This window comes from Pseudomonas sp. PGPPP4 (genome assembly GCF_002256045.1).
Lineage (GTDB): Bacteria > Pseudomonadota > Gammaproteobacteria > Pseudomonadales > Pseudomonadaceae > Chryseomonas > Chryseomonas oryzihabitans.
On sequence record NZ_NKID01000001.1, the window covers coordinates 411,021 to 432,561 of the forward strand.

Annotated in this window: 20 protein-coding genes; 17 read left to right on the top strand and 3 right to left on the bottom strand. The window is 66.5% G+C overall.

Annotated features, from left to right (window positions below):
* Positions 1-17: 17 nt before the first annotated feature.
* The gene (locus CFE50_RS01895) at positions 18-1,535 is read right to left on the bottom strand and encodes an HDOD domain-containing protein (RefSeq protein ID WP_241808500.1); all 1,518 of its coding nucleotides are present in this window, start codon (positions 1,533-1,535) and stop codon (positions 18-20) included.
* Between the two features lie 117 nt (positions 1,536-1,652).
* Here CFE50_RS01895 and motA point away from each other — a divergent pair, with 117 nt between their 5' ends.
* The 3 genes from motA to CFE50_RS01910 all read left to right on the top strand — a co-directional run bounded on the left by motA (position 1,653) and on the right by CFE50_RS01910 (position 4,427).
* Positions 1,653-2,504 carry a flagellar motor stator protein MotA gene (gene motA / locus CFE50_RS01900; RefSeq protein WP_017642892.1) on the top strand — a complete coding sequence of 284 codons (852 nt, stop codon included), beginning with the start codon at positions 1,653-1,655 and terminating at the stop codon, positions 2,502-2,504.
* Positions 2,504-3,664: a flagellar motor protein MotB gene (locus CFE50_RS01905; protein ID WP_286730571.1), complete on the top strand. Its 1,161-nt coding sequence runs from the start codon at positions 2,504-2,506 to the stop codon at positions 3,662-3,664. Before motA ends, CFE50_RS01905 begins: the two co-directional genes overlap by 1 nt.
* Positions 3,665-3,827: 163 nt before the next feature.
* Positions 3,828-4,427 (top strand): nitroreductase family protein, encoded by a 600-nt coding sequence (locus CFE50_RS01910; RefSeq protein ID WP_007161171.1) that lies wholly within the window; start codon positions 3,828-3,830, stop codon positions 4,425-4,427.
* 48 nt (positions 4,428-4,475) lie between these two features.
* Here the strand turns inward: CFE50_RS01910 and rsgA are convergent, their stop codons facing one another.
* Entirely contained in the window at positions 4,476-5,498 is a 1,023-nt protein-coding gene (gene rsgA, locus CFE50_RS01915; protein ID WP_007161170.1) for a small ribosomal subunit biogenesis GTPase RsgA, read from the bottom strand.
* Positions 5,499-5,592: 94 nt separating this feature from the next.
* Here rsgA and CFE50_RS01920 point away from each other — a divergent pair, with 94 nt between their 5' ends.
* From CFE50_RS01920 to CFE50_RS01940, 5 genes are all read left to right on the top strand, one after another.
* The gene (locus CFE50_RS01920; RefSeq protein WP_027598845.1) at positions 5,593-6,363 is read left to right on the top strand and encodes a class I SAM-dependent methyltransferase; all 771 of its coding nucleotides are present in this window, start codon (positions 5,593-5,595) and stop codon (positions 6,361-6,363) included.
* A gap of 50 nt (positions 6,364-6,413) precedes the next feature.
* Positions 6,414-6,962, top strand: a complete 549-nt coding sequence (gene orn, locus CFE50_RS01925) for an oligoribonuclease (RefSeq protein WP_042137346.1) — start codon at positions 6,414-6,416, stop codon at positions 6,960-6,962.
* Positions 6,963-6,978: 16 nt separating this feature from the next.
* The gene (locus CFE50_RS01930) at positions 6,979-7,593 is read left to right on the top strand and encodes a trimeric intracellular cation channel family protein (protein WP_042137396.1); all 615 of its coding nucleotides are present in this window, start codon (positions 6,979-6,981) and stop codon (positions 7,591-7,593) included.
* 97 nt (positions 7,594-7,690) lie between these two features.
* Positions 7,691-9,562, top strand: coding sequence for a type VI secretion system family protein (locus tag CFE50_RS01935; RefSeq protein ID WP_286730577.1), 1,872 nt, complete (start codon positions 7,691-7,693; stop codon positions 9,560-9,562).
* On the top strand, positions 9,559-10,245 hold the full coding sequence (locus tag CFE50_RS01940) for a DUF2931 family protein (RefSeq protein WP_286730578.1): 687 nt from the start codon (positions 9,559-9,561) through the stop codon (positions 10,243-10,245). The genes CFE50_RS01935 and CFE50_RS01940 overlap by 4 nt, the downstream gene beginning before the upstream one ends.
* A gap of 4 nt (positions 10,246-10,249) precedes the next feature.
* On the opposite strand, the gene queG is transcribed toward CFE50_RS01940, so the two are convergent.
* Entirely contained in the window at positions 10,250-11,314 is a 1,065-nt protein-coding gene (gene queG / locus CFE50_RS01945) for a tRNA epoxyqueuosine(34) reductase QueG (RefSeq protein ID WP_286730579.1), read from the bottom strand.
* A 61-nt stretch (positions 11,315-11,375) separates the two neighbouring features.
* Between queG and CFE50_RS01950 the strand changes: the two genes are divergently transcribed.
* The 9 genes from CFE50_RS01950 (at position 11,376) to hflC (ending at position 21,508) form a co-directional block, all read left to right on the top strand.
* Positions 11,376-12,863, top strand: coding sequence for a bifunctional ADP-dependent NAD(P)H-hydrate dehydratase/NAD(P)H-hydrate epimerase (locus tag CFE50_RS01950; protein ID WP_027598838.1), 1,488 nt, complete (start codon positions 11,376-11,378; stop codon positions 12,861-12,863).
* A complete protein-coding gene (gene tsaE / locus CFE50_RS01955; RefSeq protein WP_007161160.1) occupies positions 12,851-13,312 on the top strand; it encodes a tRNA (adenosine(37)-N6)-threonylcarbamoyltransferase complex ATPase subunit type 1 TsaE in 462 nt (153 codons plus the stop codon). Before CFE50_RS01950 ends, tsaE begins: the two co-directional genes overlap by 13 nt.
* A gap of 38 nt (positions 13,313-13,350) precedes the next feature.
* A complete protein-coding gene (locus tag CFE50_RS01960) occupies positions 13,351-14,781 on the top strand; it encodes an N-acetylmuramoyl-L-alanine amidase (protein ID WP_027598837.1) in 1,431 nt (476 codons plus the stop codon).
* Entirely contained in the window at positions 14,774-16,672 is a 1,899-nt protein-coding gene (gene mutL, locus CFE50_RS01965) for a DNA mismatch repair endonuclease MutL (protein WP_286730581.1), read from the top strand. Before CFE50_RS01960 ends, mutL begins: the two co-directional genes overlap by 8 nt.
* A gap of 42 nt (positions 16,673-16,714) precedes the next feature.
* Positions 16,715-17,695 carry a tRNA (adenosine(37)-N6)-dimethylallyltransferase MiaA gene (miaA, locus tag CFE50_RS01970; protein ID WP_284670285.1) on the top strand — a complete coding sequence of 327 codons (981 nt, stop codon included), beginning with the start codon at positions 16,715-16,717 and terminating at the stop codon, positions 17,693-17,695.
* Positions 17,696-17,782: 87 nt separating this feature from the next.
* Entirely contained in the window at positions 17,783-18,028 is a 246-nt protein-coding gene (hfq, locus tag CFE50_RS01975) for an RNA chaperone Hfq (RefSeq protein ID WP_007161156.1), read from the top strand.
* A 20-nt stretch (positions 18,029-18,048) separates the two neighbouring features.
* A complete protein-coding gene (hflX, locus tag CFE50_RS01980) occupies positions 18,049-19,353 on the top strand; it encodes a ribosome rescue GTPase HflX (protein WP_007161155.1) in 1,305 nt (434 codons plus the stop codon).
* A gap of 98 nt (positions 19,354-19,451) precedes the next feature.
* Positions 19,452-20,639, top strand: coding sequence for an FtsH protease activity modulator HflK (gene hflK / locus CFE50_RS01985; RefSeq protein ID WP_007161154.1), 1,188 nt, complete (start codon positions 19,452-19,454; stop codon positions 20,637-20,639).
* Complete coding sequence (gene hflC / locus CFE50_RS01990) at positions 20,639-21,508, top strand: protease modulator HflC (protein ID WP_007161153.1); 870 nt, start codon at positions 20,639-20,641, stop codon at positions 21,506-21,508. Before hflK ends, hflC begins: the two co-directional genes overlap by 1 nt.
* The last annotated feature ends 33 nt before the right edge of the window (positions 21,509-21,541 follow it).

Consider the following 21,541-nt stretch of genomic DNA (forward strand, 5'->3'; position numbering starts at 1 on the left):
AGGTTGACCGGCCAGCGTCAGGTCGGTCGTACCCGCGGACGATTGGCGAAGGTGCCGATGGCGCGCTCGATGCAGGTGAAGGTCTTGTCCAGCGCCGCGGTCCGACGGGGATCCGCCGGTTGCAGTTCGCTGTCCAGGATCGCCAGCAGCACCACCCGCTCGCCAAAGCCCAGACTGCGCAGCCACAGCCGTTCGTTGCTGAACAGCCGGCGCAGATCGGCGGGCAGGTGCGGCGCGAAACGCGCGCGGTTGCCGTCATCGATGCGCAACTGCCCAGGGCTGCCGAACAGCTTGGCCAGCAGCGGGTGACTGGCGATGTCCAGTTGCAGACCGGGGGCGTCGTCCAGGCCATGGTGCAGCTGGACATTGCCCTTCTGGCCGTTGCGATCCGGGGTCAGCAGCAGCAGGCGCGGCAGGCCGCAGGCCACCAGCGCCTGGCGGGCGCAATCGAACAGCTGGGGCAGGGTGGCGAAGGCGCTGGGCGTGTGCAGCAGCTGCTCGCAGAGTCCACGCCAGCGCTGCGCCTGACTCTCGCTGGCGACCTGGACCCGAGGCACCGGCTTGAGGCGCCGTTCGCCCGGTGGCCAGACCAGACCTTCGGCCGGGTGCCAGAGGCCGGGCCGGGCATGGCGCTGGGCGTCCTGCACCGCCAGTTCATGGCTGCGACTCTGCACCCGTGCCAGCGGCAGTTGCAGGTAGAGGGCGCTGAAACGCTGCCAGCGCAGGGTGTGGGGACCGTCCCAGGCATGGTGGCTGGCCAGGGCCAGACCGTTGGCCAGGAGGATGGTGTTGCCGGGATGGGTCAGCCAGCGCCGCAGCGCGGGATCGTCGTCGAGGCGCTGCTGCTGTTCGAGGGGATCGTCGCCATGGGCGATGTGCAGCGCCCTGACCAGTTGCCGGCGATCCTGGTCCAGCAGCCGATAGCCTTCGATGATCCACTCGGGCAGTTGCCAGTGGCGGGCCAGCGCCTGGCACAGGCGGATCGCCGGCACGCCGAGCAGCTCGCGCTCGACCTTTATCGCCGGTTCGCCTTCGCCCAGCACCCGCCGTTCCCATTCCTCGAAGAGTTCCGGATAGCGGGTCACCAGCGGCCAGAGCGGCGCCAGAAAGAGCAGGGCGGCCAGGCGGATGTCCGGCCACAGCCGCGCCAGGGGCACGCCGAACAGGCCCAGCCCAAGGGTCATGGCGTGCTGGCTGACCAGGCACAGCTGGCGTAGCGGACGCGGCAGGCGTTCCTCGGGCAGGGTCGCCTGGCGGGCGATCAGGTATTCCGCCGGGCCGAGCCCGACGCGGCCGAGCACGGCTTCCAGACTGGCGGCCGGATCGCCGAGGCTGGCATGGCCGCGATTGGCCTCGCGCAGCAGGGCCAGCGCCAGGGGTGGTGACTCGCAGAGCCGTTCGGCGATCTCATGCAACGCCAGACGGCCATCGGCCAGGGCGCGGCGCAGACGCTCCGCGGTGGCGGTGGCCACCGGCAGGCGCACGCCTTCCAGGTGTTTGACCCAGTCTTCGACGGTGTTCGGGCGGCTGGACATACGACGGTCGCCTTGAAATTTGATGAAAGGCCTTCAGTCCGGGGCGCCGGGTCCGATAAAGGGGGCGTGAGGGTGATTCCCCGGCTCAATTTTCCTTAGCACACAGTATTCCCAACCATGGCAAAAATCATCGGCATCATCGTGATATTCGCGGCTGTCCTCGGCGGCTACATCCTCGCGCATGGCAAGATCGCTGCGATCATCCAGCCGCTCGAGGTCCTGATCATCGGCGGTGCCGCCCTGGGGGCCTTTCTGCAGGCCAACCCGGGCAGCACCTTCATGCAGGTGTTCAAGAAGTCGCTGAAGATGTTTGGCAATCGCTTCACCCACGCCTTCTACCTGGACGTGCTCAAGCTGCTCTACGAGATCCTCAACAAGAGCCGGCGCGAGGGCATGATGTCCATCGAGGCGGACGTCGAGGATCCCAAGGCCAGTCCGATCTTCAGCAAGTACCCGAACATCCTCAAGGATGAGCGGATGACCGCCTACGTCGCCGACTACCTGCGACTGATGTCCTCCGGCAACATGGCCCCCCACGAGCTGGAAGGCCTGTTCGACATGGAGCTGGCCGGCATCAAGGAAGAGCTGGAGCACCCCTCCCACGCCGTGTCGCGGGTCGCCGACGGCCTGCCCGGCTTCGGCATCGTCGCCGCGGTACTGGGCATCGTGATCACCATGGGCATGCTCGGCGAGGGCGACCAAGCGGCCATCGGTGGCCACGTGGGCGCGGCCCTGGTGGGGACCTTCCTCGGTATTCTCGCGGCCTACGGCTTCTTCGGTCCGCTGGCGACCTGCCTGGAGCACGACGCCAAGGAAGAACTCAATGTGCTGGAGGCCATCAAGGCCTGCCTGGTCGCCGCTGCCAGCGGCATGCCGCCCACCGTCGCCGTGGAATTCGGTCGCAAGGTGCTGTTCCCGGCGCACCGGCCGTCCTTCAGTGAACTCGAGCAGGCGATGCGGGGCAGCTGATGGACAACAACCAGCCGATCATCGTCAAGCGCGTCAAGAAGAGCGCCGCCGGCCACCACGGCGGCGCCTGGAAGATCGCCTTCGCCGACTTCGCCACCGCCATGATGGCGTTCTTCCTGGTGCTCTGGCTGATGTCCTCGGCCACCCCGGAGCAGAAGAAGGCCATCGCCGGCTACTTCCAGGATCCGATCGGCTTCACCGAAAGCGCCAGCCCCTATGTCATCGACCTGGGCGGCACGCCGACGCCGGCGCCCGACCGCACCCTGAATCCCGAGATCCAGGCACAACCTGATTCGACCCAGAACAAGGTCAATCCGGACATGGAGGAGCGCGCCGACCCCAACGACTCCAACCGGGTGCAGCCCGATCCGACCCAGTCGCCGGACAGTTCGCCGGATCGCCAGCCGAATGCGGCGGCGCAGAAGGATCAGAACCAGCAAGCCCAGAAGATGGATGCCGGCCAGGCGGAGAAGATCGCCGAGCAGGTCGAGAAGCAGCGCCTGGAGCTGCTGTTGCAGGAGTTACAGAACAAGATCAACGAGAATCCGGAGCTACAGAAATTCAAGGACCAGATCCTGCTGGAAATCACCCAGGACGGCCTGCGCATCCAGATCGTCGACGCCGACAACCGGCCGATGTTCGACTCCGGCAGTCCGCGGCTGAAATCCTATTTCGAGGACATCCTGCTGGCTATGGCGGACACCATTCGCCAGGTGCCGAACAAGATCAGCATCAGCGGCCATACCGACGCGGCGCGTTACAACGGCAAGGGCGACTTCAGCAACTGGGAGTTGTCCGCCGGTCGTGCCAACGCCGCACGCCGGGCGCTGATCGCCGGTGGCTATCCGGAAGAGCAGGTGGCGCGGATCGTCGGCTATGCCTCTTCGGCCCCCTTCGATCGTGAGCATCCGCTCAATCCGGTCAACCGCCGCATCGACATCATCGTGCTGACCAAGAAGGCCCAGCAGGCCATCGAGGGGCGCGCCGGCGGCAGCCAGGCACCCAAGCCCGCGGCCGGCGCAGCCCCGGCGGCCAGCCGGAGCGGGGTCTCCAGCGGTGGCGTCAGCGCCACTGGCAACCTGGCGCAACCCATCAACAACGCGGCCTTCAAGCAGCAGGTCAATGCCTTCGATGCCGGTGTCATCCAGGGCAAGCCCTGAGCGACCGCCGCAATCGATAGGAAAATTCGCTGCTAGCGTTCGGTTTTTTCGTCCGTTGGCGTGAAGACGGCTGGTTAAGCTGCAGGGGTTTCATGACGGATCGGGCACCTTGCGCCCTGGCGCGCGGTCTCCCGATCTCCGATTCCCTTGCAGGAGCCTTCCGATGAGCAACGCCTTTATCGACACCATCAAGCGCCGCCGCAGCCAGTACGCGCTGGGCAAGAATCTGCCGCTGGCCCAGGACCAGGTCACCGCGCTGATCCAGGAGGCGGTCAAGCTGTCGCCCTCCGCCTTCAATTCGCAGAGTTCGCGCGCGGTGATCCTGTTCGGCGCCGAGAGTGACAAGTTCTGGGGCTTCGTCATGCAGGCGCTGCGGCAGATCGTGCCGGCCGACGCCTTCGCCGCCACCGAAGGCAAGATCAACAGCTTCGCCGCCGGTGCCGGCACCGTGCTGTTCTACGAGGATCGGCATGTGGTCGCCGGCCTGCAGGACAAGTATCCGGCCTACGCCGACAACTTCCCGATCTGGTCGGAGCAGGCCAGCGGCATCGCCCAGTTCTCGGTGTGGACGGCCCTGGCCAATGCCGGTATCGGCGCCAGCCTGCAGCACTACAATCCGCTGCCCGACGCCCTGGCCGCCGCCGAGTGGAAGCTGCCGGAGACCTGGCACCTGCGCGCCCAGATGCCCTTCGGTTCCAACGAAGGTGACTTCCCCGAGAAGGGCTTCATGGACGACGCCGAGCGCTTCCGCGTCTTTGGCTGAGGGTCGTCGACTGATAGAGCAAAACGCCGGGCTTGCCCGGCGTTTTGCTTAGTAGCGCGACTCGCCTTCGAGGCTGGCCAGGATGTGCCGGTAACTGGCCATCCGCTGCGGATGGATGTCGCCGCGCTCCAGGGCGGCGAGCAGGGCGCAACCGGGCTCGCGCTCGTGCTTGCAGTCGCGGAAGCGGCAGTGGCCCAGGTAGTCGCCGAATTCCTTGAAGCCGGCTTCGACGTCGTCACGGCTGACGTGGCTGAGGCCGAATTCGCGGATGCCGGGCGAGTCGATCAGGTCGCCGCCGTCGGGAAAGTGGAAGAGCCGGGCGGTGGTGGTGGTGTGGGTGCCCTTGTTGGTCAGCTCGGACAGCGGGCCGACGCGGGTATCGACGCCCGGCAGCAGGGCGTTCACCAGCGACGACTTGCCCACCCCGGACTGACCGACGAAGACACTGACGTGCTCGTCCAGGGCACTCTTGAGCTGGTCCATGCTCAGGCCGTTGTGGGCCGAGACCTCCAGCAGCGGATAGTCCAACTCGCGGTAGATGCCCAGCAGGTCGTCCAGCGCCGGGCCGTTGTGCTCGTCGATCAGGTCGGCCTTGTTGAGCAGCAGCAGCGGCTGGATGCCGGCGTGCTCGGCGGCCACCAGGTAGCGGTCGATGAGGTTGGCGTGAGGCGTGGGCAGCGGGGCGAAGACGATCACCAGGCGGTCGACGTTGGCCGCCACCGGCTTGAGCAGGCCGCGCATGTCCGGCCGGCAGATTTCCGAGCGGCGCGGCAGCTGGGCGACGATGACGCCATTGCCCTGGAGGCTGGCGCGAAACACCACCCGGTCGCCGGTGACCAGGGTCGGCAGGTTGGCACGCAGATGACAGCGCTGCAGCTGGCCGTCGTCATCCTCGACCTCCACCTGGACGCCGAAGTGGGCGATCACCAGGCCCTGTTGCTCCGGGCCCAGGTCGCCGCCTTCGAGTTCGTCGATCAGCTTGGATTCGCGCTTTTCCGCGCGGGCGGCGCGTTCGGTCTGGATTTTCTCGATCCGCCAGCTCTGGCGACGGGTCAGGTGGCGTTTGGCCATGGGATATCCGCGGGTTTCAGGACCGCTGAGTCTAGCATTGGCCGCCTCTCGCGGATTACCTAAACTTGGCGTACCTCGTCGCTCCGGAGCCCCCATGCTGGCCCATCTCGCCTCGCGCTATCCGCTGTTGCTGGCCGTGCTGGTGCAACTGGCCGCCCTGGTGGTCGCCGTCGTCGGCATCCGCCTGTGGGCCAGCTTCGCCGGCCAGCGCCCCTCGCTGCTGGCGCTGGTCTGCCTGCAGGCGGTACTGGCGGCCCTGCTGGGCGAGTTGCTGGGGCTGGCCCGCTGGTGGGTCTTCATCAATCTGCTGTTCGCTCCGGCGTTGTACCTGGTCAGCGGTCGCGGGCTCTCGGCGGGCATCGCCGCGCTCGGCTTCCTGCTGCTCCTGCTGCTGAACTGGAACAGCCTGCGCGAGCGGGTGCCGCTCTATCTCACCGGCCGCCAGACCCGCGAGCGACTGGCCGAACTGCTTGCCGAGCGCGAACCGACCTTTCGCTTCGTCGACCTGGGCTGCGGCCTGGGCGATACCCTGGTCGATCTTTCCAGGCGCTTTCCGCAGGCCACCTTCGTCGGCGTGGAGACGGCGCCGCTGAGCTTCGCCCTGGCCTGGCTGCGCTGCCTGCCGCGACGCAATTGCCAGGTGCGCTATCGCGATCTCTGGCGGGTGGAGCTGGGCGAGTTCGATGTCGTCTACTGCTTTCTCTCGCCGGCGCCCATGCCACGCCTGGGCGACAAGGCCCGCACGGAACAGCGCGCCGGCAGCTGGCTGATCAGCAACACCTTCGAGATTCCCGGCCAGCCGGCGGATCGGGTGCTGGAGGTAGGGGACCTGCGCGGCAGCCGGCTGCTGCTCTGGCACCGGTAGGTGCGCGGCAGGCGCGCTGCTACACTGGTGCCATCAACAAGGAGTTCACCATGACCGCCCCCAATCCGCAGCACCTGATCTGGATCGACCTGGAAATGACCGGCCTGGATCCGGATCGGGACGTGATCATCGAGATGGCCACCATCGTCACCGACAGCGATCTCAATGTGCTGGCCGAGGGCCCGGTGCTGGCCATCCACCAGTCGGACGAGATACTGGCCGGCATGGACGAGTGGAATACCCGTCAGCACGGCGGCTCGGGCCTGACCCAGCGGGTGCGCGAGAGCACCGTCGACACGGCTCAGGCCGAGGCCCTGACCCTGGAGTTCCTGCGTCAATGGGTGCCCAAGGGCAAGTCGCCGATCTGCGGCAACAGCATCTGCCAGGATCGCCGCTTCCTCTATCGCCGCATGCCGGAGCTGGAAGCCTACTTCCACTACCGCAACCTGGACGTCTCCACCCTCAAGGAGCTGGCCGCGCGCTGGGCGCCCCATGTGCGTGACGGCGTGAAGAAGAGCGGCAGCCACCTGGCACTGGACGACATCCGCGATTCCATCGCCGAGCTGCGTCACTATCGCGAGCACTTCATCAAGGTCTGATGGCCACCCGTCCGTGCTGCTGTCCATCCTCTACCTGGTCGCCATCACCGCCGAAGCCATGACCGGCGCCCTGTCCGCGGGGCGCCGCGGCATGGACCTGTTCGGCGTGGCGCTGATCGCCAGCGTCACCGCCCTGGGCGGCGGCTCGGTGCGCGATGTGCTGCTGGGGCACTATCCACTGGGCTGGGTAAAGCACCCAGAGTACCTCGCGCTCACCGTCGGCGCGGGCCTCGCCACCGTGGCCATCGCGCGGGTCATGCGCTATCTGCGCCGGCTGTTCCTGGTGCTCGACGCCCTGGGCCTGGTGGCCTTTACCGTGATCGGCTGCCAGGTGGCCCTGGAGATGGGTCTGAGTCCGGCCATCGTCATCGTCAGCGGCACCCTGACCGGCACCTGCGGCGGCATCCTGCGCGACATCCTCTGCAACGACGTCCCCCTGATCCTCAGGCGCGAACTCTATGCCAGCGTGGCGGTACTCTCCGCCGGCTGCTACCTGCTCTGTCGCCCGTGGCTCGGCGAAGAGCAGGCACTGCTCATCACCCTGGCTGCGGGGCTGCTGCTGCGCCTGCTGGCGCTGAGATTCAACTGGCAGATGCCGACCTTCACCTATCCGGACGATCCCCACGGCTAAGGCCGTGACGATTTGCGCGGTATCGCGCTGAAAAGCTTGTCCTAGAGCCTTTTGTACGGCATTTTTCAGGCCCCAGTTACCGATAGGGAGATCGGTCATGTCTGGAAAGCCCGCTGCTCGCCTGGGCGACGCCGTCGCCTGCCCCACATGTGGTTCCACCGCCCTGGTCCAGGGCTCCGCCGATGTCACCTTCGATGGCCTGCCCGCCGCGACCCTGGGCCATGCCTGCGGCTGTGGCGCGACCCTGAGCGCCGCGGTCATCCCCAGCGTCCTGATCAACGGCCGGCCTGCGGCGGTGCTCGGCAGCCTTACCAGCCATGGCGGCGTGGTGGTCGGTGGTTCGGGCAGCGTCATCATCGGTCTGAGCGCCGGTGGCGCGGCCAAGGGCGCCTGCGCAAGCCAGGCAGGTGCTGCCGGCTTGGCACCGGGGCAGGGCAAGCCTGCGGCACTGCGCAACCGGGAGCGACAGGGCAGCGAGGGGCCTGCCAAACACCCGGAGGGCGCACCCGGTGCCAGGGACGAAGTCGCCGAGCAGGCGGCGCGCCCGCTGGAACAGCGCATCACCCTGCGCATCGGCGTCTTCTTCGACGGCACCGGCAATAACCTCTTCAACGCCGCCACCGGCGCCGCCTGCCGGGCGGGAGAGCAGGGGTTTAATGCCGATCAAGCCGAGAGCATCGCTCGGCGCTGCCAGGCGTTCATGGGCAATCCGGACAGCAGTTATGCCAATGCTGATACGAACATCGTGCGGTTGTATCGGCTTTATCAAGACGATACTCAGCGTGCCGTCGAGCAGGACGAAAAGTCAGCGGCTATTCCGGTCTATATCGAAGGTATCGGCACTCGGGCCGGACAACCTGATAGCGCCTTGTCGATGGGGACGGGCTTGGGTGCCAGTGGTGTGCTGGGATGTGTTCAGACGTTTCCCGCAGCCTTCGCCAAGCAGTACGTGCTGTTCCAACGCAACAACCCCGAGATTATCGTTGAAGCCGTCGAGTTCGATCTCTTTGGCTTCAGCCGAGGGGCTGCAGCTGCACGGCACTTCGTCAACGAGGTGCTCAAGACTAGCGGCGGTATTGCCGCCATGGGGTTGGCTCAGTGCTTTGCCTGGCAAAGCGCCAAGGTCAAGCTCAAGTTCATCGGCTTGTTCGATACCGTCACGGCCATAGCGGATCCCAGGCGAGGGGACTTTACCCCGACCAATATCGCCAACCCTGGCGTCAACCTCTATCTGCCGGCAGGATGTGCCGACAAGGTGGTGCATCTAGTTGCTCGTGACGAGCATCGGCGTAACTTCGCCCTCACCAGTGTTGCGCCCCAGCATCAAGAAATTGCCCTGCCGGGTGCTCATGCCGACTTAGGTGGAGGCTATGCGCCCGAGATGACCGAGCGCCTGCTGCTGACGCGACCGCGCGCCTCGCGAGAACGCTATGGCACCGACAGCCAGGCGGCCTGGAGCTATCGCCAAGCCCAGCGGGAGCTGGCGCAGTTGCAACGAGAGCCCTGGTACGACCCAGGCTCCACCACCCTGGCAATAGATACCTGGCGCAACAACTTGCCACGTACCCACGGCGAGTTGCCGGAAACCGAGGTTATCGCCGCGATCCGCCTGGAACGTCAGGTGCGCGGTGAGCTGTCCTTGGTCTACTTGCGTGTGATGCATCGCCTCGCCGTTGCCAACGGAGTGCTCCTGGCGGCCATCGATGAAGCTGATCCTGAATTACGCCTGCCCGATGAGTTGAAGGAGATTGCTACCAAGCTGCAAGCCAACGTCCAGGGTGTTCCGCTGCATATCGACCAAGCTGAGGCTCGCCTGCTGTTCGGTCGCTATGTACATCTTTCCGCTCACTGGAACGCGCTATTGGGTAAAGACCTTAGCAACCTGGGCATCTTCTTCGTCAACGCCCCTACGGCCGCTGGTAAACGCAACGTCTATCCCAACCGTCCCCAGGCAGGTTATCCCGAATGAATCGCTGGCTGCTGTGCCTTGTTCTCGCGCTCGGCCTCGCTGGCTGCCAATCCAGCGCCGTGCCAAAGCCTAAGCTTCCTTACGACGCTTGGTACCTGGGTTTTCTAGCACCCAATTACATGGAGGTCTGGTTGGAGTTGGCCAATGTCAGTGACATCGATGGCCGCTTTTTTCCTAATGCCATGGGTGGCGTAGTTGCCATGGGACAGCCCGCGAGTCTATCGGCAACTGCCACGGGCTGGCCTAAAAGAATCGGATCGGGCAAAGGCCTCTACATGACCGGGCTAGATCTGCCCCACATGGTAGCGCTACGCTGGCAATCGATGGTCGAGCCGCAGACCTATCAGGTGGTATTCGCCATCCCTGCCTGGGCGCGGGCAAAAATGCTCGAACGCCTGCCAGCCGAGTGTCCAGTCAGTGGTCGCACTTCGGATTATCGCAAGGACCTCACCATTGGTCTGGCACCTGGCGGCGTCGTTAAAGTGTGGATCATGGGCCCCTGCCAAGACCCCATCGAAGTTCTTACCGTCCAGGCCGAGGTTGCACCCCAAGGCCCCTATGGGGGCAAATCCAACGGCCAGTACCGACCGTTATCGCCGGTGATCAAGAGCTATGTCGACAAGTACGGCGTCCCCTACGGCAGCTGGTGGGCACCCATCCCCTACACCACGGTAGGGCCCTGAGCGCCTAGCTGGCCGCGTGTCGCTGCAGCGCCCATTCCACGTGCTCGCGCACCAGGGGGGAGGGGTGTTCGCGCTGCAGCTTCAGGGCTTCCAGCACCGGGATGCTGGTGGGGGCGTTGCCCAGGCCCACGGCTAGGTTGCGCAGCCAGCGCTCGTAGCCGGCGCGGCGTAGCGGCGAGCCTTCGGTACGGCTGAGGAATTCGGCTTCGGTCCAGCGAAAGAGTTCGGCCAGGCTGGCGCTGTCCAGGCTGTGGCGTGGCTGGAAATCGCCTTCGGCGGTGGGCTTGGCGAAGCGATTCCAGGGGCAGACCAGCTGGCAGTCGTCGCAGCCGAAGACCCGGTTGCCGATCAAGGGGCGCAGCTCCGGCGGAATGCTGCCCTTGAACTCGATGGTCAGGTAGGAAATGCAGCGCCGGGCGTCGAGCTGATAGGGGCCGACGAAGGCCTGGGTCGGGCAGATGTCCAGGCAGGCGCGGCAGGTGCCGCAGTGGTCGCGCGGGGTGGGTTCGTCCACCCGCAGCGGCACGTCGACGAAGAGTTCGCCGAGAAAGAACCAGCTGCCGGCCTTGCGATTGAGTACCAGGGTGTTCTTGCCGATCCAGCCCAGGCCGGCCTGTTCGGCGATGGCCTTCTCCAGCACCGGCGCGCTGTCGACGAAGGCGCGATAGCCGAAGGGGCCGATCTCGCCCTGGATGCGTTCGGCCAGATGCTGCAGGCGCTTGCGGATCAGCTTGTGATAGTCGCGGCCCAAGGCGTAGCGCGAAACATAGGCCGCCGCGCCGTCGGCCAGACGCTCGCTCATGCGGGTGTCGCCGGGCAGGTAATCCATGCGCAGGGAAATCACCCTCAGGGTTCCCGGGACCAGTTCGGCCGGTCGCGAACGTTTGCTGCCGTGCGCGGCCATATAGTCCATCTCGCCGTGGAAACCGGCGGCCAGCCAGCGCTCCAGATGTTCCTCGTGACGTGCCAGATCCAGCCCGGCGATGCCGGTCTGCTGAAAGCCCAATTCCCGACCCCAGGTCTTGATGAGGTCGGCCAGGGCGGCGAGATCGAGAGCGACAGCGGACATCGACGGGAACGCACAGGCAGGAGGGCCGCCTATTTTGCCAGACTCCGGAGGCTTTCCCAGCATGCACGACGAACTGCCGTTCCAGCTCTACAGCGCCCAGCAGGTGCGGGATCTCGACGCCCAACTGATCGCCGGCGGTCTGCCCGGCCTCGAGTTGATGAGACGCGCGGCGGCCGCGGCCTGGCGCTCGTTGCGCCACGGCTGGCCCCATGCCGGCGCTCTCTGCGTGCTGGCCGGCGGTGGCAACAACGCCGGCGACGGTTATCTGGTCGCGGCGCTGGCGCGCAAGGCCGGCTGGCAGGCACGGGTCTGGCACCTGGCCGATCCGACCGGACTCCAGGGCGATGCCGCCCTGGCCCATGCCGAGGCCCTGGCCGCCGGCGTGGACATCCAGCCCTGGCGCGCGGATGCCCCGCTGGAGGGTCTGGTGGTCGATGCCCTGCTGGGCACCGGCCTCAAGGGCGCGGCGCGCGAGCCCTATGCCGCGGCCATCGAACGGATCAACGCCAGCGAATTGCCGGTGGTGGCCATCGACCTCCCTTCCGGACTGGATGCCGACACCGGCGCCGCGGCGGGCCCTCTGGTGCGCGCCGATCTGACCATCACCTTCATCGGCCTCAAGCTCGGCCTGTTCACCGGCAAGGGGCCTGACCATGTCGGCAGTCTGGTGTTCGAGCCGCTGATGGAGGAACCGCAGAATCCCGCCCACGCCACCGCCCAGCGGCTGGCGCCCGGCAACCTGCCGCGGCTGGCCAGGCGCCCGCTCAATGCGCACAAGGGGCAGTACGGCCATCTGCTGGTGATCGGCGGCGACGAAGGCACCGGTGGCGCAGCCATCATGACTAGCGAGGCAGCGCTGCGCTGCGGCGCCGGCATGCTCAGCCTGGCGACCCGACCCTCCAATGTCACCGCGGTGCTGGCGCGGCGACCGGAGGTCATGGTCGCCGGGGTGCATTCCAGTTTCGCCGTGCTGGAACTGGCCAAGAAGGCCGATGTGCTCGCCGTCGGGCCGGGCCTGGGGCAGGGCGCCTGGGGCAAGGCCCTGGCCAGTGCCGCCGCGACGCTGGACGCGGCCCAGGTCTGGGACGCCGATGCCCTCAATCTGCTGGCCGCCGGGGTGGTCCAGGCGCCGCGCGGGCCCTGGGTGATGACGCCCCATCCGGGCGAGGCGGCGCGGCTGCTGGAGGTCTCGATCAAGGACATCGAGGCCGATCGTCCCGGCAGCGCCCGCGAACTGGCGCGGCGCTATGGCGGCGTGGCGCTGCTCAAGGGCTTCGGTACCCTGATCGCCCATCCGGACGGTCGCATGGCACTGTGCGGCGAAGGTCATCCGGCGATGGCTACCGGTGGCCTGGGGGACATCCTCACCGGTATCATCGCCGCCCTGCTGGGGCAGGGGCTGGCCCCCTTCGAGGCCGCCTGCCTGGGCGCCTGGCTGCACGGCCGCGCCGGCGCCGAGCTGGGTCGCCAGGGCCGCGGTCTCGCCGCCAGCGATCTGCCCCCGGTCGCCCGCCAGTTGCTCGAGGAACTCCAGCCATGCCTGAACTGACCCTGCACGCCGCCGACGAAGACGCCATGTACGCCCTGGGTGCCCGCCTGGCCCAGGCCAGCGGCGGTCGTGGCGTACTCTATCTGCACGGCGATCTGGGCGCCGGCAAGACCACCCTGTCGCGGGGCATCCTGCGTGGCCTCGGCCACACCGGGGCGGTGAAGAGTCCCACCTTCACCCTGGTCGAGCCCTACGAACTGGCCAGTGGCGCGGTCTATCACTTCGATCTCTATCGCCTGGCCGATCCGGAAGAACTGGAATTCATGGGGATTCGCGACTACTTCACACCCGAGGCCTTGTGCCTGGTGGAATGGCCCGAGCGCGGTCAGGGCTTTTTGCCAAAGCCGGACCTGGACATTACCATTACGCCACGCGCCGACGGCCGTGATCTGCGCCTGACTAGTCATGGCGCTCACGGCGAGGCCTGGTGCGCCGCCCTCGCGCCCTAGGCGCCGATCCCTCGTTCTCCAGCTATACGGTCGCAGGCATGCGCAAGCGTTTTTTCAGGTCGGGACTCGGCCTGTTGTTGTTGATTCTCAGCAGTCAGCTGCTGGCCGCCACCCAGATCAAGGGCATGCGCGTCTGGCGTGCGCCCGACAACACCCGTCTGGTGTTCGATCTGACCGGCCCGGTCAAGGCCAGCGTCTTCACCCTCAGTGCCCCGGATCGCATCGTCATCGACCTGTCTGGCGCGCAGCTCGACGGTGGGCTGAACGAAAAGCCGCTGCGCAACACCCCCATCACCGGTCTGCGCGCGGCCCAGCGTTCGCCGGGCGAGGTGCGCCTGGTGCTGGACACCAAGGGTGCCCTGACGCCCAAGAGCTTTACCCTGGCGCCCAACAAGGAATACGGCAATCGCCTGGTGGTCGACCTCTACGACCAGGGCACCGATCCCGCCACCAGCGACATTCCCGCCACCGTCACGCCCAATCTGCCGGCCACGCCGGTGACCCCGGCGCAGCCGGCGACCCGTCTGCCGTCCAGCCCCAGCGGCAAGCGCGACGTGGTGGTGGTGATCGACCCCGGCCACGGCGGCGAAGACCCGGGTGCCATCGGTCGCGGTCGGTTGTACGAGAAGAACGTGGTGCTGGCCATCGCCAAGCAATTGCAGGCCAATCTCAATCGGCAGAAGGGCTTTCGCGCCGAGCTGACCCGCACCAGCGACTACTTCATCCCGTTGCGCCAGCGGCAGATCATCGCCCGCAAGAAGGGCGCCGACCTGTTCATTTCGATTCACGCCGATTCGGCGCCCAGTGCCAGCGCCGAGGGCGTCACCGTCTTCGCCCTGTCCCAGCGCGGCGCCACCTCCGAGGCGGCGCGCTGGCTGGCCGATGCGGAAAACCGCTCCGACCAGGTCGGCGGGGTGTCCGATGCGCTGGACAACAAGGATCCCATGCTCGCCGGGGTGCTCATGGACCTGTCCATGACCGCCACCGTGGCCTCCAGCCTGGAGGTCGGCCAGACCATCCTCAGCCAGGTCGGGCGCGCCACCAAGCTCTTGCACACGCGGGTGGAGCAGGCCGGCTTCATGGTGCTGAAGTCGCCGGACATCCCCTCGATCCTGGTGGAAACCGGCTTCATCACCAATGCCAACGAATCGGCCAAGCTGGCCAGTCCGGCGCACCAGGGGCTGCTCGCCCGGCAGATCCAGGCCGGTATCGTGCAGTACTTCCAGCACCGTCCGCCGCCCGGCACCTACCTGGCCTGGCAGCGTGAACAGCGGGGCGACAAGGTCGGCAGCGTGCGCGGCTTCGATCAGCACCGGGTGCAGCCCGGCGAAAGCCTGAGCCTCATCGCCCGTCGCTACGACGTCGATCTCTCCACCCTGCGGGCGGCCAATGGGCTGCGCGGCAATCGCATCCGCTCCGGCCAGGTATTGACCATCCCCACCCACGAACTGGCGGCCAGCAATGACTGAACCCCGGCGCATCCAGCTGCTCAGCCCGCGGCTGTCCAACCAGATCGCCGCCGGCGAGGTGGTCGAACGACCCGCCTCGGTGGCCAAGGAACTGCTGGAGAACAGCCTGGACGCCGGGGCCCGGCGCATCGATATCGAGGTGGAGCAGGGCGGGGTCAAGCTGCTGCGCATCCGCGACGACGGCCATGGCATCCCGCCGGATGACCTGCATCTGGCCCTGGCGCGCCATGCCACCAGCAAGATCTATCACCTGGACGAACTGGAAAGCGTCACCAGCCTGGGCTTTCGCGGTGAGGCCCTGGCGTCGGTCAGTTCGGTGTCGCGCCTCACCCTGACCTCGCGCTTTCGCGGCGAGGACCAGGCCTGGCAGGTGGAGACCGAAGGCCGCGAGATGCAACCGCGGGTGCAGCCCGCCGCCCATCCCCAGGGCACCTCGGTGGAGGTGCGCGACCTGTTCTTCAATACCCCGGCGCGACGCAAGTTCCTGCGCGCCGAAAAGACCGAATTCGATCACCTGCAGGAAGTGGTGCGGCGCCTGGCGCTGGCGCGCTTCGACGTTGGCTTTCATCTGAGACACAACGGCAAGAGTGTGCTGGCTCTGCATCCGGCGGGCGATCCCCAGAGCCAGGGTCGGCGGGTCGGCGCGGTCTGCAGTCCGGCCTTTCTCGAACAGGCTCTGCCGCTGGAGCACGAGCGCAACGGCCTGCGCCTCTGGGGCTGGGTCGGCCTGCCGACCTTTTCCCGCAGCCAGGCGGATCTGCAGTACTTCTACGTCAACGGCCGCATGGTGCGCGACAAGCTGGTCGCCCATGCCGTACGCCAGGCCTATCGCGACGTCCTTTACAACGGTCGCCACCCGGCCTTCGTGCTGTTCCTGGAAGTGGATCCGGCGGCGGTGGACGTCAACGTCCACCCCACCAAGCACGAGGTGCGCTTCCGCGACAGCCGCCAGGTGCACGACTTTCTCTACGGCACCCTGCACCGGGCACTGGGCGACATCCGCCCGGATGACCAGCTCGCCGCGGTGGCGCCCACCGCACCGACGCCGCTGAGCGGTCCGGCCGCCGGTGAATTCGGCCCCCAGGGCGAGATGCGCCTGGCCGCCGCCGTGTTGCACGACAGCCCTGCGCCGCCGGCCCAGCCCTTCGCCGGTGGCGGCGGTTCGGGTGGTGCCGCGCATTACAGTCCTGCCCCGCAGCCCTATGCCGGCGCGCCGGTGGCCGAGGTGCAGAGCGCCTACAAGGCCTTCTTCGCGCCGCTGCCGGAGGGTGCCGAGGCCGCGGCCCTGCCCGCGGAGCAGGGCGACGTGCCGCCGCTGGGCTATGCCCTGGCGCAGCTCAAGGGCATCTACATCCTGGCCGAGAACGCCCAGGGCCTGATCCTGGTGGACATGCACGCCGCCCACGAGCGCATCACCTACGAACGCCTCAAGGTGGCCATGGCCAGCGAAGGCCTGCGCGGCCAGCCGCTCTTGGTGCCGGAGTCCCTGGCCGTCAGCGAGCGCGAGGCCGACTGCGCCGAAGAGCATGGCCAGTGGTTCGAGCGCCTCGGCTTCGAACTGCAGCGCCTGGGTCCCGAGACCCTCGCCATCCGCCAGATCCCCGCCCTGCTCAAGCAGGCCCAGGCGGCGCGGCTGGTGCAGGACGTGCTCGCCGACCTGCTGGACTATGGCACCAGCGATCGCATCCAGGCGCACCTCAACGAATTGCTCGGCACCATGGCCTGCCACGGCTCGGTACGGGCCAACCGGCGGCTGACCCTGCCGGAAATGAATGCCCTGCTGCGCGACATGGAAACCACCGAGCGCAGCGGCCAGTGCAACCACGGTCGTCCCACCTGGGCCCAGCTCAGCCTGGACGACCTGGATAAACTCTTCCTGCGCGGCCGCTGACCGCCCGCCGCGCCGCGTGCGGCGCCCCTTCGAGAATCCGCAATGACCGCCCCTCTGCCGCCCGCCATCTTTCTCATGGGGCCGACCGCCTCCGGCAAGACCGATCTCGCCATCGAGCTGGCGCGGCTGCTGCCCATCGAGCTGATCAGCGTGGATTCGGCGCTCATCTATCGCGGCATGGACATAGGCACCGCCAAGCCCAGCGCCGAGCTGCTGGCCGCCCATCCGCACCGGCTGGTGGACATCCGCGACCCTGCGGAGAGCTATTCCGCCGCCGAATTTCGCACCGATGCCCTGGCGGCCATGGCCGAGATCACCGCGGCCGGACGCATCCCGCTGCTGGTGGGTGGCACCATGCTCTACTTCAGGGCCCTGCTCGAAGGCCTGGCTGACATGCCCGGTGCCGACGCCGAGGTGCGGGCCGAGATCGAGGCGCTGGCGGCCACGGCCGGCTGGGGCGAGATCCACCGGCAATTGGCCGAGGTCGATCCGGTATCGGCCGCGCGCATCCATCCCAACGATCCCCAGCGCCTCCTGCGTGCGCTCGAGGTGTATCGCGTCAGCGGCCAGTCGATGACCGAGCACCGCGCGCTGCAATTGCGCGCCAATGCCGATTCGAACGGGGCGCCCCAGACGCAATTACCCTATACTGTGGCCCAATTGATCCTGGCGCCCGGCCGGCGTGAGGTGCTCCATGCGCGTATCGCCGAGCGCTTCAGCCTGATGCTGGAACAGGGCTTCATCGACGAAGTCTCAGCCTTGCGGGAACGTCCCGATTTGCATCCTGGTCTGCCGTCCATGCGATCCGTAGGCTATCGTCAGGTGTGGGAGTTCCTGGAAGGGGGTTGCACGCGGGAAGAGATGGTGGCGCGTGGCGTTGCGGCGACGCGGCAGTTGGCGAAGCGGCAGTTGACCTGGTTGCGTGGCTGGCCCGCCGCACACACCTTCGACAGCCTGGCTTGTGACAATCTGCCGCGGATCTTGAAATGCCTGGCCGGTGACACCATATCGCCCCGCAGCTGAATCGTTTTTGTCCGCGTGTCCATGGTGGGCAGCGGAAACTGGCATGTCGCCAGATCGGTATTTTCATTTCCTTAGGAGAGCGACACGATGTCAAAAGGGCATTCGCTACAAGACCCTTACCTGAACACCCTGCGTAAAGAGCGCGTTCCGGTTTCCATCTATCTCGTCAACGGTATCAAGCTGCAGGGTCAGATCGAGTCCTTCGACCAGTTCGTGATTCTGCTCAAGAACACCGTCAGCCAGATGGTCTACAAGCATGCAATCTCCACCGTGGTGCCGAGCCGCCCGGTCCGTCTGCCCAGCTCCGAGACGAGCGAGTCGGATAGCGAATAAATAACGAGAGGAGCGCCCTGTTGTTCTTCGAGCGTCACGAAGGTGGTGAGCGGGCCATTCTGGTCCATTTGGAAGGCCTGCATCCCGAGGCGCGCGAAGATCCTCAGGAGTTCCTCGAACTCGCGCGATCGGCGGGTGCGGAGACCGTGGCGTTCGTCACGGTGAACCGCAGCCAGCCGACGGCGCGTTATCTCATCGGTACCGGCAAGGTCGAAGAGCTGCACGACCAGGTGCATGCCCATGCCGCCGATCTGGTCATCTTCAACCATGACCTCACGCCCAGCCAGGAACGTAACCTCGAAAAAGCCTTCGAGTGCCGCGTCCTCGATCGCACGGGCCTCATTCTCGACATCTTCGCCCAGCGCGCCCGTACCCACGAGGGCAAGCTGCAGGTGGAACTCGCCCAGCTCGAGCACATGAGCACCCGGCTGGTGCGCGGCTGGACTCACCTCGAGCGCCAGAAGGGCGGTATCGGTCTGCGCGGCCCGGGTGAAACCCAGCTCGAAACCGACCGTCGTCTCCTGCGGATCCGCATCCGCCAGATCCGCCAGCGCCTGGACAAGGTGCGCAGCCAGCGCGAGCAGGCCCGGCGTGGTCGGCGGCGCGCCGAGATTCCCTCGGTGTCCCTGGTCGGCTACACCAACGCCGGCAAGTCCACCCTGTTCAACAGCCTCACCGAATCCGGCGTCTACGCGGCCAACCTGCTGTTCGCCACCCTCGATCCCACCCTGCGCCGTCTGGAATTGCCGGACCTGGGGCCGATCGTGCTGGCCGATACCGTGGGTTTCATCCGCCATCTGCCGCACAAGTTGGTGGAGGCCTTCCGGGCGACCCTGGAGGAATCCAGCAACTCCGACCTGCTGCTGCACGTGATCGATGCCCACGAGGACGATCGCCAGCTGCAGATCGAGCAGGTCGAGGCGGTGCTGCACGAAATCGGTGCCGACGAGCTGCCGATGCTGGAGGTCTACAACAAGCTCGATCTGCTCGACGGTGTCGAGCCGCATATCCAGCGTGACGATGAAACCGGACGGCCGATCCGGGTCTGGGTCTCGGCGCGCGAAGGCCGTGGTCTGGAGCTGGTCGGTCAGGCCGTGGCCGAACTGCTCGGCGAAGATCTTTTCGTCGGGGTGCTGCGCCTGCCCCAGCGGCATGCCCGGCTGCGGGCCCAGCTGTTCGAGCTGGGCGTGGTTCGCCAGGACGATCATGATGACGAAGGCAACATCCTGTTGTCTGTACGAGTACCCCGCGCCGAACTCAATCGACTGCTCAGCCGGGCCGGTGAAGAACCGGAAGTCTTTATCCAGCAACATGTTTTGCAATAAACCCCCGCTCGGCGCTTTTGTTCGGGCAGGGACCATCCGGTAGCATTGGTCGGCGCGCCATTTCGGCGCGTTTTCGCGTTATCAGTAGGGAGAGCGCTATGGCTTGGAACGAGCCCGGTGGCAACTCGAACAATCAAGACCCCTGGGGCGGCCGCAACAACAACGGTGGCGGCAATGGTGGACGCAAGGGGCCGCCGGATCTCGACGAAGCCTTGCGTAAGTTTCAGGACCGCATCAACCGCCTGGTCGGCGGCAAGAAGCGCTCCGGCGGCAGTGGCGGCGACAGCTTTGGCTCGGGTGGTGGCAAGGGTTTGCTGCTGCTGGGCGTGCTGCTGGTCGGCGCTCTCTGGCTGTACAACGCCGTCTACGTCGTGGACGAGCAGGAGCAGGCGGTGGTGCTGCGCCTGGGCAAATACCACGAGACGGTAGGGCCCGGCCTGAACATCTATTTCCCGCCCTTCGAGACCAAGTACCAGGAAAACGTCACCCGTGAGCGGGCCTACAGCAAGCAGGGCGCCATGCTGACCCAGGACGAGAACATCGTCGAGGTGCCACTGACCGTCCAGTACCGCATCACCAATCTCAAGGACTTCGTCCTCAACGTCGACCAGCCCGAGGTCAGCCTGCAGCAGGCGACCGACAGCGCCGTGCGCCACGTGGCCGGCTCCTCGACCATGGACCAGTTGCTGACCGACGGCCGCGAGCAGGTCGCCACCAACGTCCGCGAACGTCTGCAGCGCTTCCTCGACACCTACGGGACCGGCATCACCGTGACCCAGGTGAACATCCAGAGCGCCTCGGCGCCGCGTGAAGTTCAGGAAGCCTTCGACGACGTGATCCGTGCCCGTGAAGACGAGCAGCGCGAGAAGAACCAGGCCGAAGCCTATGCCAACGGTGTGATCCCCGAAGCCCGCGGTGCTGCCCAGCGCATCATCGAGGAAGCCAACGGCTATCGCGACGAAGTCGTCGCCCGGGCCCAGGGTGATGCCTCGCGCTTTAGCCAGCTGGCAGTCCAGTACGCGGCCAATCCGCAGCTGACCCGCGAGCGTCTGTACATCGAGACGATGCAGGAAGTGCTCGGTCAGGCGAGCAAGGTCATGGTCACCGGTCAGGCCGGCCAGAACCTGCTCTATCTGCCGCTCGACAAGCTGATGCAGAACCGTGCCCCGGCACCGACCTCGGCGATCAGCAGTGGCGCTGCCCCGGCGGCGTCGAGCGATACGGCGGCCTCGGTCATTCGCAATCTGCCGCAGTCCACCGAAGCGCGTACGAGGGAGAGCCGCTGATGAGCAATAAATCGCTGGCCGCGCTGATCGTCGTGGTCGTTCTGGGTCTTGCCGCCTGGAGCAGTCTGTTCGTGGTGAAGGAGACCGAGCGGGCGGTGATGCTGCGCTTCGGTCGTGTGGTCGAGCCCAATCTGGAGCCCGGCCTGCACTTCAAGATTCCCTACGTCAACCGGGTGCGCAAGTTCGATGCCCGCCTGCAGACCCTGGATACCCCGACGCAGCGTTTCTTGACCCTGGAAAAGAAGGCGGTGATGGTGGATGCCTACGCTAAGTGGCGCATCTTCAATGCCGATCGCTACTACACCGCGACCTCGGGTCTCAAGCAGATCGCAGACGAGCGACTGCTGCGCCGCCTGGAGGCGGGGCTGCGTGACCAGTTCGGTCGTCGCACCCTGCACGAGGTGGTGTCTGGTGAGCGGGATGCCATGGTCGGTTCGCTGACCGCGGCGCTGAATAAGATGGCCAACCAGGAGCTGGGGATCGAGGTGCTGGACGTGCGCGTCAAGGCCATCGACCTGCCCAAGGAAGTCAGCCGCAGCGTCTATGAGCGGATGAGCACCGAGCGCGAGCGGGAAGCCCGCGAGCATCGCGCCAAGGGTCGCGAACTGGCGGAAGGCATCCGTGCCGACGCCGATCGTCAGCGCCGCGTGCTGCTGGCCGAAGCCTATCGCCAGGCCGAACAGGCCCGCGGTGAAGGTGATGCCCAGGCGGCCCAGGTGTATTCCCAGGCCTACTCGAAGAATCCGGCGTTCTTCTCCTTCTATCGCAGCCTGCAGGCCTATCGCTCCAGCTTCTCCAGCAAGAGCGACGTCCTGGTGCTGGATCCGAAGAGCGATTTCTTCAAGTATTTCCAGAGTCCGGGGCAGTGAGGTCCGGGATGAGCGGCGCCTAGGCTTCGCTCG